At 64.7% G+C, this 18878-nt stretch carries 16 protein-coding genes and 1 tRNA gene; 9 read left to right on the top strand and 8 right to left on the bottom strand.

Going from position 1 to position 18878, the window contains the following annotated elements; translation table 11 throughout:
• Positions 1–24 precede the first annotated feature (24 nt).
• From atpA to atpC, 4 genes are all read left to right on the top strand, one after another.
• On the top strand, positions 25–1554 hold the full coding sequence (atpA, locus tag ASF32_RS17660) for a F0F1 ATP synthase subunit alpha (protein ID WP_056431236.1): 1530 nt from the start codon (positions 25–27) through the stop codon (positions 1552–1554).
• A gap of 161 nt (positions 1555–1715) precedes the next feature.
• Positions 1716–2591, top strand: coding sequence for a F0F1 ATP synthase subunit gamma (locus tag ASF32_RS17655; protein ID WP_056431234.1), 876 nt, complete (start codon positions 1716–1718; stop codon positions 2589–2591).
• Between the two features lie 46 nt (positions 2592–2637).
• Entirely contained in the window at positions 2638–4098 is a 1461-nt protein-coding gene (gene atpD, locus ASF32_RS17650) for a F0F1 ATP synthase subunit beta (RefSeq protein WP_018044914.1), read from the top strand.
• A gap of 123 nt (positions 4099–4221) precedes the next feature.
• Positions 4222–4623, top strand: a complete 402-nt coding sequence (gene atpC / locus ASF32_RS17645) for an ATP synthase F1 subunit epsilon (protein ID WP_056431232.1) — start codon at positions 4222–4224, stop codon at positions 4621–4623.
• A gap of 15 nt (positions 4624–4638) precedes the next feature.
• On the opposite strand, the gene ASF32_RS17640 is transcribed toward atpC, so the two are convergent.
• From ASF32_RS17640 to ASF32_RS17625, 4 genes are read right to left on the bottom strand one after another with little or no spacing between them, the layout of a single operon-like run.
• Positions 4639–5907, bottom strand: a complete 1269-nt coding sequence (locus ASF32_RS17640; protein WP_056431229.1) for a CCA tRNA nucleotidyltransferase — start codon at positions 5905–5907, stop codon at positions 4639–4641.
• Positions 5904–6161 (bottom strand): DUF6111 family protein, encoded by a 258-nt coding sequence (locus tag ASF32_RS17635; protein WP_056431227.1) that lies wholly within the window; start codon positions 6159–6161, stop codon positions 5904–5906. Before ASF32_RS17635 ends, ASF32_RS17640 begins: the two co-directional genes overlap by 4 nt.
• 33 nt (positions 6162–6194) lie before the next feature.
• Complete coding sequence (locus tag ASF32_RS17630) at positions 6195–6833, bottom strand: CoA pyrophosphatase (RefSeq protein WP_056431224.1); 639 nt, start codon at positions 6831–6833, stop codon at positions 6195–6197.
• The gene (locus ASF32_RS17625; RefSeq protein ID WP_056431221.1) at positions 6830–7420 is read right to left on the bottom strand and encodes a DUF1285 domain-containing protein; all 591 of its coding nucleotides are present in this window, start codon (positions 7418–7420) and stop codon (positions 6830–6832) included. The genes ASF32_RS17630 and ASF32_RS17625 overlap by 4 nt, the downstream gene beginning before the upstream one ends.
• Before the next feature lie 339 nt (positions 7421–7759).
• Between ASF32_RS17625 and ASF32_RS17620 the strand changes: the two genes are divergently transcribed.
• The 3 genes from ASF32_RS17620 (at position 7760) to ASF32_RS17610 (ending at position 11996) form a co-directional block, all read left to right on the top strand.
• A complete protein-coding gene (locus ASF32_RS17620; RefSeq protein ID WP_056431218.1) occupies positions 7760–9907 on the top strand; it encodes a sodium-translocating pyrophosphatase in 2148 nt (715 codons plus the stop codon).
• Between the two features lie 224 nt (positions 9908–10131).
• Positions 10132–11223, top strand: a complete 1092-nt coding sequence (locus ASF32_RS17615; protein WP_056431215.1) for an alkene reductase — start codon at positions 10132–10134, stop codon at positions 11221–11223.
• A 134-nt stretch (positions 11224–11357) separates the two neighbouring features.
• The gene (locus tag ASF32_RS17610; RefSeq protein WP_056431212.1) at positions 11358–11996 is read left to right on the top strand and encodes an HAD hydrolase-like protein; all 639 of its coding nucleotides are present in this window, start codon (positions 11358–11360) and stop codon (positions 11994–11996) included.
• A 1043-nt stretch (positions 11997–13039) separates the two neighbouring features.
• On the opposite strand, the gene ASF32_RS17605 is transcribed toward ASF32_RS17610, so the two are convergent.
• Positions 13040–13114: transfer RNA gene (locus tag ASF32_RS17605), tRNA-Gln, on the bottom strand.
• An 89-nt stretch (positions 13115–13203) separates the two neighbouring features.
• On the opposite strand from ASF32_RS17605, the gene ASF32_RS17600 reads away from it, so the two are divergent.
• The gene (locus ASF32_RS17600; protein WP_056431209.1) at positions 13204–13956 is read left to right on the top strand and encodes an SDR family oxidoreductase; all 753 of its coding nucleotides are present in this window, start codon (positions 13204–13206) and stop codon (positions 13954–13956) included.
• Between the two features lie 105 nt (positions 13957–14061).
• Complete coding sequence (locus ASF32_RS17595; RefSeq protein ID WP_056431206.1) at positions 14062–15696, top strand: peptide chain release factor 3; 1635 nt, start codon at positions 14062–14064, stop codon at positions 15694–15696.
• Positions 15697–15781: 85 nt separating this feature from the next.
• On the opposite strand, the gene ASF32_RS17590 is transcribed toward ASF32_RS17595, so the two are convergent.
• From ASF32_RS17590 to ASF32_RS17580, 3 genes are all read right to left on the bottom strand, one after another.
• Positions 15782–16771 (bottom strand): TIM44-like domain-containing protein, encoded by a 990-nt coding sequence (locus ASF32_RS17590; RefSeq protein ID WP_056431204.1) that lies wholly within the window; start codon positions 16769–16771, stop codon positions 15782–15784.
• 137 nt (positions 16772–16908) lie between these two features.
• A complete protein-coding gene (locus ASF32_RS17585) occupies positions 16909–18021 on the bottom strand; it encodes an ATP-binding protein (protein WP_056431201.1) in 1113 nt (370 codons plus the stop codon).
• A gap of 91 nt (positions 18022–18112) precedes the next feature.
• The gene (locus ASF32_RS17580; RefSeq protein ID WP_056431196.1) at positions 18113–18745 is read right to left on the bottom strand and encodes a helix-turn-helix transcriptional regulator; all 633 of its coding nucleotides are present in this window, start codon (positions 18743–18745) and stop codon (positions 18113–18115) included.
• Between the last annotated feature and the right edge of the window lie 133 nt (positions 18746–18878).

Here is an 18878-nt window from a genome sequence, read left to right as displayed (position 1 = left end):
GTTTCGATTTAAAGAGGCCAGACGATGGACATCCGCGCTGCCGAGATCTCCGCGATCCTGAAAGAGCAGATCAAGAATTTCGGCCAGGAAGCCGAGGTGACCGAGGTGGGCCAAGTGCTCTCCGTCGGTGACGGTATCGCCCGCGCCTACGGGCTCGACAGCGTCCAGGCCGGTGAGATGGTCGAGTTCGAGTCGGGCGTGCGCGGCATGGCCCTCAACCTCGAGCAGGACAACGTCGGCATCGTGATCTTCGGGTCGGATCGCGACATCAAGGAAGGCCAGACCGTCAAGCGCACCGGCGCTATCGTGGACGTTCCGGTCGGCAAGGCGCTGCTCGGCCGCGTCGTCGACGCCCTCGGCAACCCGATCGACGGCAAGGGCCCCATCGCCACCACCGAGCGTCGCCGCGTCGACGTGAAGGCTCCCGGCATCATTCCGCGCAAGTCGGTTCACGAGCCGATGGCCACTGGCCTCAAGGCCATCGACGCCCTGATCCCCGTCGGCCGCGGCCAGCGCGAGCTGATCATCGGCGATCGCCAGACCGGCAAGACCGCCATCGCCCTCGATACGATCCTGAACCAGAAGCCGGCTCATGCCGGCACCGACGAGAACGCCAAGCTCTATTGCGTCTACGTTGCCATCGGTCAGAAGCGCTCCACCGTCGCACAGTTCGTGAAGTCGCTCGAAGACAACGGCGCGCTCGAATACTCCATCGTCATCGCCGCGACCGCTTCGGACGCTGCGCCGATGCAGTTCATCGCCCCCTTCGCCGGCTGCGCCATGGGCGAGTATTTCCGCGACAACGCCATGCACGCCGTGATCGTGTATGACGATCTCTCCAAGCAGGCCGTCGCCTACCGCCAGATGTCGCTGCTGCTGCGCCGCCCGCCGGGCCGCGAAGCCTATCCCGGCGACGTGTTCTACCTGCACTCGCGCCTGCTCGAGCGCGCCGCCAAGATGGGCGATGCGGCCGGTAACGGATCACTGACCGCGCTTCCTGTCATCGAGACCCAGGCCAACGACGTCTCGGCCTACATCCCGACCAACGTGATCTCGATCACCGACGGCCAGATCTTCCTCGAGACCGACCTGTTCTACCAGGGCATCCGCCCGGCGGTGAACGTCGGCCTCTCGGTGTCCCGCGTGGGCTCGTCGGCCCAGACGAAGGCGATGAAGAAGGTCGCCGGTAAGATCAAGGGTGAGCTCGCCCAGTACCGCGAGATGGCCGCCTTCGCACAGTTCGGCTCCGATCTCGATGCGTCGACCCAGAAGCTCCTGAACCGTGGCTCGCGCCTCACCGAGCTCCTGAAGCAGCCGCAATTCTCGCCGCTGAAGATGGAAGAGCAGGTCGCGGTGATCTATGCCGGCGTGAACGGCTATCTCGATGCTTTGCCCGTGTCGAAGGTCCGTCCCTTCGAGGACGCGCTGCTCTCGACCCTGCGCACCAAGCACGCCGATCTGCTCACCAAGATCCGTGATTCGAAGGATCTGTCCGACGACAGCGCGAAGACGCTGAAGGGCGTCGTCGAGAGCGTCGCCAAGTCACTGGGCTAAAGCCAGTCGATGATCCCCTCCCTTAGCGGGGAGGGGACTGGGGTGGAGGTGTGCCGGACCGGCCGAGACCTCTTCGACACCACCCCCACCTCCGGCTCTTCCCCACTCAAGGGGAAGAGAGATGGCGTCGAACCGCACCGAACGGATCTGGAAGTCACCCCATGGCGAGTTTGAAGGATCTGCGTAACCGCATCGCTTCGGTGAAGGGCACGCAGAAGATCACCAAAGCGATGCAGATGGTCGCCGCCGCCAAGTTGCGGCGCGCCCAGAATGCCGCTGAGAATGCCCGTCCCTATGCCGAGAAGATGTCCCAGGTGCTCGGCAACCTCGCCGCGAACCTCGTCGGCGGTGTCCAGGGACCGAAGCTCCTGTCCGGCACGGGCGCCGACAAGGTTCACCTGCTGGTGATCTGCACGGCTGACCGCGGCCTCTGCGGCGGTTTCAACTCATCGATCGTGCGTCTGGCCCGCGAGCACATCCGCACGCTGACGGCCGAAGGCAAGACGGTGAAGATCGTCACGGTCGGCAAGAAAGGCTACGATCTCCTACGTCGCCAGTATCGCGACCAGATCATCGAGAGCCGTGACCTGCGCGGCAACAAGCCGGTGGATTACGAGTTCGCTGCCGAGATCGCGCAGAGCATCATCTCGCGTTTCGACGATGGCGAGTTCGATGTGGCGACGCTGTTCTATTCGCGCTTCCGCTCCGTCATCGCCCAGGTGCCGACCGCCCAGAAGCTCATCCCAGCCGAGCTGCCCCCAGCCGGCGGTACCGCTCCGGATGCCGCTCTTGAGTTCGAGCCGAGCGAGGAAGCGATCCTCGATACCCTTCTGCCGCGCAACCTCACCGTCCAGGTGTTCCGCGCGCTCCTCGAGAACGCGGCCTCCGAACAAGGCGCACGTACCGGTGCCATGGATTCCGCCACGCGCAACGCGGGCGAGATGATCAAGAAGCAGACGCAGATCTACAACCGCACGCGTCAGGCCATGATCACCAAGGAACTCATCGAAATCATCTCGGGTGCCGAAGCGCTTTAAGCGCTCCCCGTCGCCCTGACCGCAACGTATTCGAAGGACCCGTAACATGGCGAACACCGCTCTCCCCGGCGCCGGCTCCAACAAGGTCGGCAAGATCACCCAGGTCATCGGCCCCGTGGTCGACGTTCACTTCGACGGCCACCTGCCGGAGATCCTCAACGCCCTCGAGACCAAGAACAACGGCAACCGCCTCGTCCTCGAAGTGGCCATGCAGCTCGGTGAGAGCACCGTGCGCTGCGTCGCCATGGACACGTCGGAAGGCCTCGTTCGTGGCCAGGAAGTCACCGACACCGGCGAGGCCATCAAGGTGCCGGTCGGCTTCAACACCCTCGGCCGCATCATGAACGTCATCGGCGAGCCGATCGACGAAGCCGGCCCGATCCAGTCGGACACCCTGCGCGCCATCCACCAGCCCGCGCCGTCCTACGCCGAGCAGTCCACCGAGTCGCAGATCCTGGTCACCGGCATCAAGGTGGTCGATCTCCTCGCCCCCTACGCCAAGGGCGGCAAGATCGGCCTGTTCGGCGGCGCCGGCGTCGGCAAGACCGTGCTGATCATGGAGCTCATCAACAACATCGCCAAGGTGCACTCGGGCTACTCGGTGTTCGCCGGCGTCGGTGAGCGCACCCGTGAGGGCAACGATCTCTACCACGAGATGATCGAGTCCAAGGTCAACATGGACCCGAAGGAGAACAACGGCTCGGCCGAAGGCTCCAAGTGCGCGCTCGTCTACGGCCAGATGAACGAGTCCCCCGGTGCCCGCTCGCGTGTCGCGCTCACCGGCCTCACCATCGCCGAGGATTTCCGCGACCAGGGCCAGGACGTGCTGTTCTTCGTGGACAACATCTTCCGCTTCACCCAGGCCGGTTCGGAAGTGTCGGCTCTTCTCGGCCGCATCCCCTCCGCCGTGGGCTACCAGCCGACGCTGGCCACGGACATGGGTGCCCTGCAGGAGCGCATCACCACCACGACCAAGGGCTCGATCACCTCGGTGCAGGCCATCTACGTGCCGGCCGACGATCTGACCGATCCGGCGCCCGCCGCCTCGTTCGCCCACTTGGACGCCACCACCGTGCTCTCGCGCTCCATCGCCGAGAAGGGCATCTACCCGGCCGTGGATCCGCTGGACTCGACGTCGCGCATGCTCAACCCCGCCGTCCTCGGTGAGGAGCATTACGACGTCGCCCGCCGCGTCCAGCAGACCCTGCAGCGCTACAAGGCCCTGCAGGACATCATCGCGATCCTGGGCATGGATGAGCTCTCGGAAGAGGACAAGCTCACCGTCGCCCGCGCCCGCAAGATCGAGCGCTTCTTCTCGCAGCCCTTCTCGGTGGCCGAGATCTTCACCGGCTCGCCCGGCATCCAGGTCCCGCTGGCCGATACGATCAAGGGCTTCAAGGGCCTCGTGAACGGCGATTACGACGACCTGCCGGAGGCGGCGTTCTACATGGTCGGCACGATCGAGGACGCCAAGGAGAAGGCGAAGAAGATCGCGGCTGCGGCCTGATCCATCGAACGCCAAGGCCTTCCGCCGAAATGGCGGACGGCCTGACCCGACAATCACGGCGCGGCCTTCTCGGGACCGCGCCGCTTTTCCAACACGACAACCCGAAGCGGGACCTCCCTCGCCATGGCCACCTTCCAGTTCGATTTCGTCGGTCCCGAGCGGACGGTCTATTCCGGCCAGATCGAGGCCGTGCAGCTTCCCGGTATCGAAGGGGAGATGACCGTTCTTCCGGGCCATGCCCCCGTCCTGACCGCGCTCAAGGTCGGCGTGATCGTGATCAACGAGGCCGGCCATGCCGGTAAGCGCGTTCTCGTGCGCGGTGGCTTCGCCGATATCGGACCGACCATGGTCACCGTGATCGCTGAGCGTGCCAACCCGTTCGAGGAGATCACGCCCGATTCGCTCGACAAGGACATCGCCGCCCTCGAGTTGCAGCGCGATGCCACCGAGGATTTCGCCAAGAAGGACGAGATCACCGGCCAGATCGTCCAGCTTCAGGACGCCAAGGTCGCCCTCAACTTCTAACGACCTTCGCTACGCTCAATCACCCGAGCGGGCGTGAGTCACCGCATGGTCGAGGAGGAGGGCGCGCTCCTCCTCCCCGGTAAGACATCCCCGCTCGAGCCAGAGAGAGCGGCTCGCAGAGAGACCCCGACCCACTGAACGGCCTGGCGGGATGCCTGCCGTGATGAGGTCGTCCCCGCTGAGGGGAAAGGTCGGCGCGGTCGACGTGCCATCGAGCAGGCCCCTCAGTTCGCGGCGAGCCTCCGTGTCGATTCGATTCACGTTCGTCTCATCCATGACGGCGATCACCAGCGCCAAGCCAAGTAGATCCTCTGTCGCCGCGAGCCGACGCATCTCGATGGCTCCCACGTGCTGCAGGCGCGCGATGGCCCGTCGTGCAGCCGCGTAGGCGCACAAACGGGCATGCTCCTCGTTCGATAATCGCAGCTTCTGTCGCAGACGGTCCGCATCGTCGTCGTCGACGACGGCCAAGGCCGCGAGCGAGTTCACTGCCATCATCGGGCCGCCATGATCCATCGTCGATGCGATGGCGCGTTCCAGGCGATCGACGTGACCCTCGGCGCCGATGATGCGCGCGAGCAGCCCGGCCTTCTTCATTTCCGCGACTGCCTCGACGGCGCCTGGCGCTTCCAAGAGTTTCAGAAATTCCGCACGGACCCGTTCTCGCGAGAGGGTATCGAGCGCTTCCCCCGCATCGCGCGCGGCCTGTAGGCCGTCCACGTCCGGCGCTCCGATCCCGTAACGGGCGTGGAAGCGGAAGAAGCGCAGGATGCGCAAGGCGTCCTCGCGGATGCGGGTCGCCGCTTCACCGATGAAGCGGACGCGGCCCACCCGGAGATCCTCTTCGCCTCCGGTCGTGTCGTGGAGTTCGCCATCCGCGCTCAGGGACAGGGCGTTGATGGTGAAGTCGCGACGCTCCGCGTCACGGGAGAAGTCCCGTCCGAACCTGACCACCGCGTGCCGGCCGTCGGTCTCGACATCCTCCCGCAGGGTGGTCACCTCGAAGGCCCGTCCGACATGGAGCAGGGTGATCGTTCCATGCTCGATGCCCGTTGGGATCGCCCGTAGGGAACCAGCCGCCGCGCGCCGAATCGTCTCCTCCGGCAGAAGAGTGGTGGCGAGATCGATGTCCGATCCCATCTGGCCGAGCAGGGCATCGCGCACTGAGCCCCCGACGATCCGTGTTTCCTCTCCATCCGCCCTCAGCACGGAAAGCACGTGCGAGACGGCTGGATCCACGAGAAGGGCATTGAGCCCCTCCCGCCGGAGATCGCGACCAGTCATTGGAAATGGCCCGGAACGACCTGTCCGTTTTCGATCCTGGGTGGGACGTAGCCGCCGCGATGCTTTTCGCCCGCCAGACCGGCAATGATGAAGGACAGGATCACCAGAGCAAGCCCTCCCATGGTCAGTCGAAACACGAACCCTTCCCAATGGGCGCCGTGGCTCGGGTTGCGGCCTCTGATCGTGAGATAGAGGCCGAACAAAATGAAGGGCAACAGGAAGATCAGGACTTCTTCGACGAGGCGGCGGATCATGGAGCTTTCGCTGGGCGAGGGAAGGCCGTCATGTCACGGAAACAGGCGTTCGTGGAGATTGTTCACGATCCCCGCCGTCACACCCCAGATCATGCGGTCGCCGAAGGGGATGGCGTAGTAGCGTCGCGGGCGATCCTGCCATAGCCCGACGCCGAGGCGCCGACGGACCGGGTCCATCAGGCGGCCCAGCGGGACTTCGAATACCTCCGCCACCTCCGCCGGATCTGGGGCGAGCCGGACTTCTTCGGTGCAGAGCCCGACCACCGGGACCACGAGGAATCCCGTCGCCGACAGATAGGGGTCGAGATAGCCGAGGATGCGGATGTCGTCAGGCCGAAGGCCGATCTCCTCTCGGGCTTCGCGCAGGGCGGCATCCGCCGGGTCCCGGTCCGAGGGTTCGATCTTGCCACCGGGAAAGGCGATCTGACCGGAATGGTCGCGCAGGTGCGATGCCCGCACGGTGAAGAGCACCGCCAGTTCCTCGTTCCTGACAACGATAGGCACCATGACCGCTGCTGACCGGTGCGGTTTTACCGGAGGGGTCGCGATGCCGGCTGGATCGAGGTCGTGGTCGCCGCGCGGGTTCGAAACAGGGTCGTCGGCTTTGGGGGGAGTAGGGGAGAGGCCCCGCCCGGCCCTGTCGAGCAGGTCCGACAGCGCGTCGAAGCTCATGCGCGTTCGCTGCGAGCGATAGGGTGAAACCCGCCGCCGCCGGCGATGCCGAACCACGACACACCATCGACCAGGCGTTCCTCACCCAGCGCCAGCAGGTCGTAGGTCGTTGCGCGGGTAAGCAGTGCCCAGAGGCCACGGCGGATATGGATATAGGGGCGCAGACCGCCATCCCCGCCCTCCTCGAACCGCAGAGCGTGGTCGGCATCGACGGTGACGAGATCGTCGACATTCGTACGGAACGCGATGCGCCGGGTCTCGCCCTCACCTTCCACCGCCATCTCCACTGCGGCGAAGGGCGCATCGTCCACAACGATGCCCACGCTCTCCACCGGCGTCACCAGGACGATACGACCATCGGGCTCTCGCCGGAGGATAGAGGAGAACAGCTTGACGAGGGCCGGGCGGCGGATCGGTGAGCCGTTATGGAACCACGTTCCATCCGCGGCGATCCGCATGTCGATTTCACCGCAATAGGGTGGGTTCCATCGCTCGACGGGCGGCAAACCCCGCTGGGGTACCCCGTCGAGGGCGAGGCTGAGCCGGGTCAGGGCCGTGTCCGGTGGCGGTTGTTCCGACTGGGTCATGGCTTCAGGAAATAACGTGTTCCCACATTTTTGAAACCGTCCCAATCCATGGGAATCGATGCCCTAGCGTGAATCAATGCGCAAAGTTTCGCTGCGCCGCGTTACGAGTTCGGTAAGAGACGAAGAGGTTCGAATGCGAGTGATTTCAATCAAGCGCTTAGTGAATTGTGCAACGCAAAAATAATCGCAAATGAAAGAGCTAAGCAGGATTTGCTCTTGCCGCGGAAGTTTGGCAATCAGAGCAGGCATCCCAGGGAGGGAATGCCTAAAACGCATCAAGCGTCTCGTCCCATAACCAGCCGAGCTACGTCATCACGATAACAACGCAAGGACGGTAGAATGACCGCATTGTTGCTTATCATCTTGGGCGGACTATGCGCCGTCGCCTACGGAATCATCACGATCAACGACGTGATGAAACGCGACGCCGGCACCCAGCGGATGCAAGAGATCGCCGGGGCGATTGCGGAAGGGGCACAGGCCTACCTGCGCCGGCAATACGCTACCATCGGCATCGTCGGCGTAGTTCTGTTTGTGGCGCTCGCCTATTTTCTCGGACTGAAGGTCGCCATCGGCTTCCTCATCGGCGCGGTCCTCTCCGGAGCGGCCGGCTTCATCGGCATGAACGTGTCGGTGCGCGCCAATGTCCGGACGGCGCAGGCGGCCTCGACCTCCCTGGGGGCTGGGCTCGACGTCGCATTCAAGTCCGGTGCCGTCACCGGCATGTTCGTGGCTGGTCTCGCGCTCCTTGGGGTCGCGCTCTACTACACCTTCCTCACCCGCGTTGCGGGCCTCGCGCCCGCCAGCCGTGAAGTCATCGATTCCCTGGTGGCGCTCGGCTTCGGCGCCTCGCTGATCTCGATCTTCGCCCGTCTGGGAGGCGGTATCTTCACTAAGGGCGCCGATGTCGGCGGCGACCTCGTCGGCAAGGTCGAAGCCGGGATTCCGGAAGACGATCCGCGCAACCCGGCCACAATCGCCGACAATGTCGGTGACAATGTCGGCGATTGCGCCGGCATGGCGGCCGACCTGTTCGAGACCTACGCGGTGACCGTCGTCGCCACCATGGTGCTCGCCGCGATCTTCTTCGCCGGCCAGACCGATATCGCCGGACGCAACGTGCTGGAGGCGATGCTGCTCTATCCGTTGGCCATTGGTTCGGCCTGCATCCTCACCTCGATCGCCGGCACCTACGCCGTTCGGCTCGGCGCCAACCAGTCGATCATGGGCGCGCTCTACAAGGGTCTCATCACCGCGGGCGCGCTCTCCATCGTCGCCATCGCGCTGGTCAATTTTGCGCTGTTCGGTGGATTCGCCACCGAGTTCAAGACGAATGCCGGCGTCACCTTCACCTCAGGCGGATTGTTCGGCTGCGCGGTGATCGGCCTCGTCATCACGGCGCTCATCGTCGTCATCACCGAATACTACACCGGCACGAACTTCCGCCCGGTGAAGTCGATCGCCGACGCCTCCGTCACGGGTCACGGCACCAACGTGATCCAGGGGCTTGCGATCTCGCTCGAATCGACGGCGCTGCCGGCGCTCGTCATCGTGGCGGGCATCATTGCCACCTATTCGCTGGCGGGCCTCTTCGGCATCGCCATCGCGGTGACGGCCATGCTGGCGCTGGCCGGGTTCATCGTCGCCCTCGACGCGTTCGGTCCCGTCACCGACAATGCCGGCGGTATCGCCGAGATGGCCGGTCTGCCGCCGGAGGTCCGCAAGTCCACCGACGCGCTCGATGCCGTCGGCAACACCACGAAGGCTGTCACCAAGGGCTATGCCATCGGCTCGGCCGGTCTCGGCGCCCTCGTCTTGTTCGCCGCCTATACCAGCGACCTCAACTACTTCATCGCCAATGCAAGCCCGACCCAGTACCGCTTCTTCCAGGGCGTGAGCGTCGATTTCTCCCTGTCGAACCCCTACGTCGTCGTCGGCCTCCTGCTCGGCGGGCTCATCCCGTTCCTGTTCGGCGGCATGGCGATGACAGCGGTCGGCCGTGCGGCCGGTGCCGTGGTCGAGGAGGTGCGGCGCCAGTTCCGCGAGAAGCCCGGCATCATGGCGGGCACCGACCGTCCGGATTACGGGCGGGCCGTCGACATGCTCACCCGCGCGGCGATCAAGGAGATGATACTTCCGTCGCTCCTGCCGGTTCTCTCGCCCATCGTCATCTTCTTCGTGATCCAGGCGATTGCCGGCAAGGACCAGGCCTTCGCCACGGTGGGCGCATCCCTGCTGGGTGTGATCCTGACCGGGCTCTACGTAGCGATCTCGATGACATCTGGCGGCGGCGCTTGGGACAACGCCAAGAAGTACATCGAGGACGGTCATCACGGTGGCAAAGGCTCCGATGCGCACAAGGCGGCGGTGACCGGCGACACCGTGGGCGACCCCTACAAGGACACGGCCGGCCCTGCCGTGAATCCCGCGATCAAGATCACGAACATCATTGCCCTGCTCCTGCTCGCAGTGCTGGCCCACCTCTGAATCTCTGTCGGAAGGGCGTTCGCGGAGCCAAAGCTCAGGCAGATGCCGGAAAGGTGATTGCCGGGGTGATGATCCCGGGCGTGGTGGCGTGCGGCGGCGCACAGGCGGTGTCCGATGCTCCGGCCGTCCCCCTGACGGTCTCCCGTCAGCGCTATACCTACGGGCAACGAAGGCGCGGCCGAAGCGGTCGCGCCTCCATTGTCGTAGTCTGACGAGAGATCTTCATGCCCTCACTGCACGATCCGATCCGCATCGGCGCGATCGACTCGAAGAACCGCATCTTCATGGCGCCGCTCACCCGTGCCCGCGCCACGAGGGAGCATGTACCGACCCCGATCATGGTCGATTATTACAGGCAGCGGGCGAGCGCGGGCGTGATCCTCACCGAGGCGACGGGCATTAGCCAGGAAGGGCTCGGTTGGCCCTTCGCGCCGGGTATCTGGTCTGACGAGCAGGTCGAAGCCTGGAAGCCCGTCGTGAAGGCAGTTCACGAGGCCGGAGGCCGAATCGTCTGCCAGCTCTGGCATATGGGCCGCATCGTCCATCCGAGCTTCAATGGCGGCAAGGCGCCGATCTCGTCTTCCGCCACTACTGCGCCGGACCACGCCCATACGTACGAGGGCAAGCAGCCCTACGCCCAGGCGCGTGCCCTGCCGATCGAGGAGATTCCGCGTCTCCTCGCCGATTATGACTGCGCCGCGCGTAATGCCATCGCGGCCGGGTTCGATGGCGTGCAGATTCACGCGGCGAATGGCTACCTCATCGACCAGTTCCTACGTGACAACAGCAATCACCGGGATGACCGCTACGGCGGCTCTGTCGAGAACCGCATCCGCCTGCTGACGGAGGTCACCCAGACCGTGGCCGACGCCATCGGGAAGGACCGCACGGGCGTGCGCCTGTCACCGAACGGCGAGATCCAAGGCGTGGACGATTCGAATCCGGACGCTCTGTTCGGGGCCGCTGCTGCCGCGCTCGGCAAGATCGGTATCGCTTTCCTCGAACTGCGCGAACCCGGCCCGAACGGGACCTTCGGCAAGCCGAACCATCCGCCGGTCGCGCCCGTGATGCGGAAGGCTTTCGGTGGCCCGCTGATCCTCAATTCGGATTACGATCCGGCCGCCGCCGAGGCCGCCCTCGCCGAGGGCAAGGCCGACGCCATCGCGTTCGGCCGGCCGTTCATCGCCAACCCCGATCTCGTCGAGCGGATCGCGGAGCATGTGCCGCTTAACAAGGACGAGCAATCGACCTGGTACAGCCAGGGACCGGAAGGGTATATCGACTACCCGACGCGCACCGCGTCGAAGGCGGCCTGACGCGGTCCTTCCAGACCTCGATGGGTTCGACTCATCGAGGTCTGTCCGCGTTACTGCGTGGCGCCGGCTTCGGGGCCGCTTGAGGTTCCTTTTCCTCAGGGGAGCTGAATCATAACGGGCGACCCACCGGCGTGATGCGCACATCCTACAAGCTTGCCATCTTCGACTTCGACGGGACGCTTGCCGACACGTTCCCGTGGTTCTGCAGCGTTATCAACGACGTCGCTGTTCGCTATCGTTTCCGGCAGATCGATCCGGCCGAGACCGATGCGCTACGGGGTCTTTCGGCCCGCGCCCTCATTCGTGAGCTCGGCGTATCGCCCTGGAAGTTGCCGTTCATCACGCGGCACATGCACGGTCTCGCGTCGCGCGACATCGCGACGATCTCGCTGTTCCCCGGGATACGGGACATGCTCTGCAACCTCGACGAAGCAGGCGTCACCCTCGCCATCGTCAGTTCGAACAGCGAAGCCAATGTCCGGCATGTCCTCGGACCCTGCGCCCTGCGCTTCCGGCATTACGCCTGCGGCGCCTCGATGTTCGGTAAGGCCAAGCGCCTGAACGCAGTGATGCGACGGGAGGGATCGCTTGGCGGTGCCATCTATATCGGCGACGAATTGCGGGATCACGATGCGGCCAAGGCGGCATCGTGCGATTTTGGAGCCGTGACCTGGGGGTATACGCGAGGAGACGCGCTGGTAACCGCTCGCCCCGACATGGTTTTTCGACACCCCGCCGATATCGTGGAGACGATAGGAACGGCGCCAGCCTGACGATACCCCTCGCCGGCATCGAACTTGCTGGGCGTTAGGATGTCTTCAGGGAGGTCGTCCCGATGCATAGCCCAAAGCCGGAGCAACACCCGAGAAACCGACACCCTCTGTTGCCACGGATCTCGGCAATGGCCGCTGAGCAACCAGCTCATCCGTCGAATCGCGACGATTTCGGTGCAGGCGGGCAAAACCATGCGGCGGTGTACTTTGACCGGTGGGCGAACGATCAACGGTCTGATCGACGGGCTGAGAAACGCCTCTCGCATCAAGGATCAGTATGCGGCGTCCATGATCGTCGCGGAAGTCATTACTCGTCTTCGACACGCCGAGGACGCACGGGGGTGACGTGTTCGGCCTTCAAAGACGAGACGTGTCACACAGCGTCTACTCGCGAAGTGCTGGCGATCTCAGTATTTCCGAATGACGACGAGATGAGATCCCGTTGCTCTCTCAGTCCTCCATCATCCGCAGAACCTTTTCCCCGAAGAGGCGGACGACGCAGAGAACGAGGACGGGAATCAGAGCGATGGCTCCGATATTCGGCCCCAAAAGAAAGGAAAGGCCGACTCCGAGGCCGGCTGTGAAAGCAGCTGGTACCATGGTGAACTCACAAATCGGTTTCGTTGGCTGGCGAAGCAATTCATCCCTAGCCGCATTAAAATGCAATTCAAAGCAGAAAAATTCCAGTTTTAATGTCGATTAATACGAAATATCCTGCCTACAGGATTAAAGTCTCTCATAGGACTTGAGCCCAGGGCTGCTGTGCCCCATACACACCCTCGGCTTTCCATGATCGAGTAACCGCTTGATCTGGCTCGAAACTCAATTGGAGTCAGCGGACCGAAAGGATGGTTGCCGGCGACAGCAGTCAGTCTTGGCCGCTGATGGCCAAAGCATTCCGCCTTGAATCACCTGTTCGACCGGCTCGGCTTCCCATGGGTCTTGGTTTTGTTGAGTAGATGTCGTCCTTCGACGTGGAGGACGTATCACCTACGCTCAAGCGGCGCCCATCAGGCGCTCACGAGCCGGCCCATTTGCGTGGATGGCTGGGGCGGGAGGATTCGAACCTCCGAATGGCGGTACCAAAAACCGCTGCCTTACCACTTGGCGACGCCCCATCGACGCAAGGCCGCGCGTTGTCTAGACGCCGCGTCGGCCCGTTGCAACAGCCTGTTCGCTCCGGCCGACGAGGAAATGGAGAGCGCGCATGTCGAAGCGGATCGCGATCGTCACAGGGGCGGGGTCCGGGATCGGCCGGGCGGTGTCGCTCGGGCTCGCACGAGCCGGGTTCGATCTGGCTTTGGCCGGGCGTCGACGGGCGCCGCTCGATGAGGTTGCGGATGCCGTGCGTGCGCTTGGGACCGAGGCCATGGCGGTGGAGACCGATGTCGGCGATGCCGCAGCTGTCGAGCATCTCTTCGCCGAGGTGAAGACGCGGTTCGGTCGCCTCGATCTCCTGTTCAACAATGCCGGCCTGTTCGCACCTTCCGTGCCGCTGGACGAACTCACCCTGGCGCAATGGCAGGCCGTCGTGGATGCAAACCTCACCGGCGCGTTCCTGTGCACGCAGGGCGCCTTCCGGATGATGAAGGCGCAGAACCCGCGCGGCGGCCGCATCATCAACAACGGGTCGATCTCGGCCCAGGTGCCGCGTCCGAATTCGGCGCCCTATACGGCGACGAAACACGCGATCACCGGCCTCACGCGGTCCACCTCACTCGATGGACGCGACCATGACATCGCCTGTGGGCAGATCGATATCGGCAATGCCGAGACCGACATGACCAAGCCGATGGCGGCCGGCATCCGCCAGCCCGACGGATCGCTGAAAGTCGAGCCGGTCATGGATGCCCGTCACGTGGCGGATGCGGTCGTCTATATGGCCGGCCTGCCCCTCGACGCCAACGTGCAGTTCATGACCGTGATGGCGACGAAGATGCCTTATATCGGGAGGGGCTGAGGCCCCGCGCTTTCGCCCGGTCCCCGTTCGCATTACAGACGGGGCACGCCCCCGACCTTGTACAGACAAGCCCGCCACGGCGGACCAGAGAAGCAACCGCCCGCGATGTTGATGCAGACAGAACCCAAGGACGCGACCGGCAAGGATGCCGACAGGGCGAAGGATCCCGTCGCCCGCCGCCGTACCTTCGCGATCATCTCCCACCCTGATGCGGGCAAGACTACGCTCACCGAGAAGCTGCTCCTGTTCGGCGGCGCGATCCAGCTCGCCGGCGAGGTCAAGGCGAAGCGCAACCGCGTCTCGACCCGGTCCGACTGGATGGGAATCGAGAAGGAACGCGGCATCTCGGTCGTCACCTCGGTGATGACCTTCGAGTATGGCGACTGCGTCTTCAACCTGCTCGACACGCCGGGCCACGAGGACTTCTCGGAAGATACCTACCGCACCCTGACGGCCGTCGATTCGGCGGTGATGGTGATCGACGCCGCCAAGGGCATCGAGGCGCGCACGCGCAAGCTGTTCGAGGTCTGCCGCCTGCGCGATATCCCCATCGTCACCTTCATCAACAAGCTCGACCGTGAGGCGCGCGATCCGTTCGAACTGCTCGACGAAATCGAGAAGACCCTGGCGCTGGATGTGGCGCCGGTCACCTGGCCCATCGGCCGGGGGCGGAGCTTTGCCGGCACCTACGACCTCGGCAATGGTCGTGTTCGCCGGCTCGACGCGGCGGACGACGCCGGCACCGTGGCCGTGTCCGGCGTGGACGATCCGCTCTTCGACCAGCTCCTCACCGAGGAGGGCGAGGTGGCCACGTGGCGGGAGGAGGCGGAGCTCGCCGAATCCGGCCTGAAGCGGTTCGATCTCGAGGCGTTTCGCGAAGGGCACCTCACGCCGGTCTTTTTCGGCTCGGCCCTGCGCAATTTCGGCGTGCGCGACCTCATCGACGGGCTTGCCCGCTTCGCGCCGCCGCCGCGCGGCCAGGATTGCGACAAGCGCCTAGTGGAGCCGACCGAGCCGAAAATGACGGGGTTCGTCTTCAAGATCCAGGCGAACATGGATCCCAACCATCGCGACCGCATCGCCTTCATGCGGGTCTGCTCGGGCAGGCTCAGCCGCGGCATGAAGGCGAAGCTCGTGCGCACCGGAAAGCCGATGTCGCTGTCCGCGCCGCAATTCTTCTTCGCGCAGGACCGAGCTATCGCCGACGAGGCCTTTGCCGGCGATGTGGTCGGCATCCCCAACCACGGTACCCTGCGCATCGGCGATACGCTCACCGAGGGCGAAGAGATCGTGTTCCGCGGTGTGCCGAGCTTCGCCCCGGAAATTCTGCGCCGGATCAAGCTCACCGACGCGATGAAGGCCAAGAAACTGCGGGAAGCGCTTCAGCAGATGGGCGAGGAAGGCGTCGTCCAGGTGTTCCGTCCGCATGACGGCTCACAGGCCATCGTCGGCGTCGTCGGCGCGCTGCAGCTCGACGTGCTGAAGGAGCGGCTCCAGGCCGAGTATGGCCTCCCCATCGATTATGAGCCGACACGCTTCTCGATCTGCCGCTGGATCGAATCGGATGTGGAAACCGATCTCGATTCCTTCATCGGTACCCATGGCTCGGCCATGGCGAGCGACCTCGACGGTGCGCCCGTCTTCATGGCGACCACCGCCTTCTCCCTCCGCTACGAGGAAGAGCGCGCGCCGAAGGTCCGCTTCACCGACATCAAGGATTATCAGAAGCGCGCCGCCTGATCCTGGGCGCAGGCTTCATGAGAAAGGGCCGCGCGGTTTACACCGCGCGGCCCTTTCTTGGTTTCGACCGATGCCGTTGAGGCGATCAGCGACCCTGCTGGATCGCCGAGAGGATCCAGCGCCCGCCGCGCTCGCGCACGAAGGTCCACAGCTCCAGGGCCTCCGGCTCGCCGGTCTCGACGGTCTGGTTGGTCCGAAGGTCGATCGTTACGTCGGTGATGGCGTAGCGCATCGCCACCGTGGCGTATTCCATCCGGCCCTCGCTCCATGATTCCGACAGGTCGCCCTGCAGAAGCTTCACGTTCGAGATCCGATTGACGACCCCGCGGGATTCGTTGCCGCGCAGCTCATCGGCGAAGTAGCCCGCCATTTCCGGTGTCGCGAGGTTGCGCAACGCAGCGACGTCGCCACGGCCATAGGCCGCCTGCACGTCGTTGAGGGCGATCTCGAAGCTCTGGAAGTCGCCTGGGCCGATATCGACCTTGCCGACGGTCGGCTGCGGCGCGCCGCGCGGAGCAGCACCCATGGCCGAACCGGCGCCCATGGCGGGACCAGCACCCGCGCCGGGCGTCGAGCCGTAGCCCGCCGGGTTCGAATTGCCCGACATGCTGGAGCGGGCCATGCCGGCGGGAGCCGGATTTCCCTGACGGCGGCGGAACCAACGCACCGCGAAGGCGACGACCATCACGATGAGGCCGACCTGCAACAGCAGGCCGATCATCGAGGCGATGCCGCCGAGACCACCGAAGAAGCCACCACCCAGGAGCGCTCCGAGGAGGCCGGCGCCGAGAAGGCCGGCCATGAAGCCGCCACCGAAGCGAGGACGCTGCGTAGCAGCGCTCGTCATGCCGGGATTACCCATGGTCGAACCGGGCTGCGTCTGCGAGCGCTGGATCGGCGCAGCGCTCGGCGCCGTGTTCGTGGACGAGGGCGCGTTGAAGGTCTTCGAGCCGCGCGAGCCCATGCCACCGCCGCCGCCTGGACGGGCCTCGGCAACGGGCGCAGCAACGGCCAGCATCGCGGCGAGCGCGAAGACGGTCGCGGCGCGGGTGCGACGCGTGGAGGGGATGAACATGAATACGCCTCTGAACGAAGTCTGAGAGAGTCCCGGCGGGAATGCCGGATCTTATATGGTGACGTTCGACGACAAGTTTTAGTCCGGCCGCGCCCTGCTTTTGTGATGACGGCGAGACTTGAGAAAGCCGGTGCATTTCAGAGAGCGGCCGGAAAGATCATCCGTACCGTCGTTCCCTCGCCGGGCTTGCTGTCGAGAGACACGGTCCCGTTCTGACGCTTCACCAGGCCGTGGACGATGGCGAGCCCCGCTCCCCGTCCGGCCTCGCGCGTCGTGATGAAGGGCGCGAGCGCCCGTGCCGCCATCTCCGGTGTCATCCCGTGCCCGGTATCGCGGACGGAAAGACCGACCGCGCCATCGCCCGGACGGCGGATCGCCGGGTCGCTCGGCGGCACCACGAAACTCGCGATCTCGATGCTTCCGCCGGACGGCATCGCCTCGCAGGCATTGGCGACGATGTGAGACAGGGCCAGATCCACCTGGGTCGGGTTGGTGAGCCCGTTGGGCAGGTCCGGCGCCGCGCGGATCGTCAGGGCGACCCCCGGGGGAAGCGTCGCTTGAATGCGCGCGGCGAAGGCGGTGATGAGAGCATTCATATCGACCGGGCGGACATCCGGCGCGATCCGCCGCGAGAAGGTCAGAAGCTGGCGCGTCAGGATCGTCGCCCGCTCCACCGCGTCGGTGGAGCGTATCACCGCCCGTTGGATGAAGGGTTCCTCGCGGTCGCCGAGACGTCGCTTCAGCCCGTCGATATAGCCGATGAGAATCTGCAGGAAGTTGTTGAACTCGTGAGCGACGCTGTTCGTGAGCAGGCCCAGCGCCTCGCGTTGCCGCGATAAAGCCAGCGCACCCTCCGCATCCCTCCGCCTGGTCACGTCGATCACCTGGACGAGGAGAAGGTCGGTATCGGGCAGGCGGGCTGCGAAGATCTCGGCCCAGAAGGTCGAGCCGTTCCTGCGCCAGGCCAGCACCTCGATTCCCTCCGGACGCTTTCCCGCCAACGCGGCGGCGAAAGCGGCGCGAGCGTCCTTGTCGGTATTGGCGCCGAGAAGCAGATGGGCATCGCGTCCGACGAGATCCCCGGTATCGTGGCCGGTCAACCGGGCAAAAGCGGGATTGGCCGCAACGATCGTCGTCTTGGATTGGTCGATCAGCAGCGTGGGAAGGGCGCTGGCATCCAGGGCCGAGCGAAGATCGATAGGCGGGCTCGGAGCCTCATCCCGTTCGCCGTCCAGATCGTGCAACGCCATGCTGTATCCAGGCCTGTCGGAGCGGAACGGGCTCCAGCGTTAGTCGCATCGGACGGAAGCGCCAAGACGTCACGGAGCCTCCCCACGATGTCTACTGCCGGACCCACATCACCCGCGCGATCCAGGCGATCTCCGCCACTTGGACGATGCGTTCCGGGTGGCTCGGGTTGAGCGACAGCAACTCGATCGTCCGGGCGGTCTTGCGGCGCAATTCCTTGGCCAGCACTTCGCCGCTGGCCAGCCGCACCACCACGCGGTCGCCTTTGCGGACGCTGGCGGTGGGAGACACGATCAGCACGTCGCCATCGCGGTAGAGCGGTTCCATGGAATCGCCCTGCACTTCGAGGGCGAAAGCGCGATCCTCACCGAGATCGGGAAACTCGATTTCTTCCCAGCCCGGCCCGCCGGTGGGCATGCCTTCCTCAGTGAAGAGCCTGCCCGCGCCCGCCTGGGTCATGCCGATCAGCGGCACCATGGTGCGCGGCATGCCTTCCCGAGCTTCGATGAGGCGAAGGAAATCGTCCAGCGTCGCATTGGTGGCCGCGAGCACCTTCGACACGGATTCGGTGGAGGGCCAGCGCTTGCGCCCGTCCGGCCCGATCCGCTTCGAGCGGTTGAAGCTCGTGGCGTCGAGCCCCGCACGGCGCGCGAGACCCGAAGCGGAGAATCCATGGCGTTCCGCGAGACGGTCGATCGCGGTCCAGATCTGCTCGTGGGACAGCATGGCGAGACTCGATCAGAATGGCTAAGACATCCAGCCTAGCTTTAGGAAAGTAGAACTAAAAAGCGGCGGAAGCAACGGCGCGCCGCCACTATCCTCGAGATGGAGAAATTACAAACTCACGACCAAAGGTAGA

It is taken from the genome of Methylobacterium sp. Leaf91, from assembly GCF_001422815.1.
Classification (GTDB): Bacteria; Pseudomonadota; Alphaproteobacteria; order Rhizobiales; family Beijerinckiaceae; genus Methylobacterium.
This window is presented reverse-complemented; position numbering and strand designations above follow the sequence as displayed.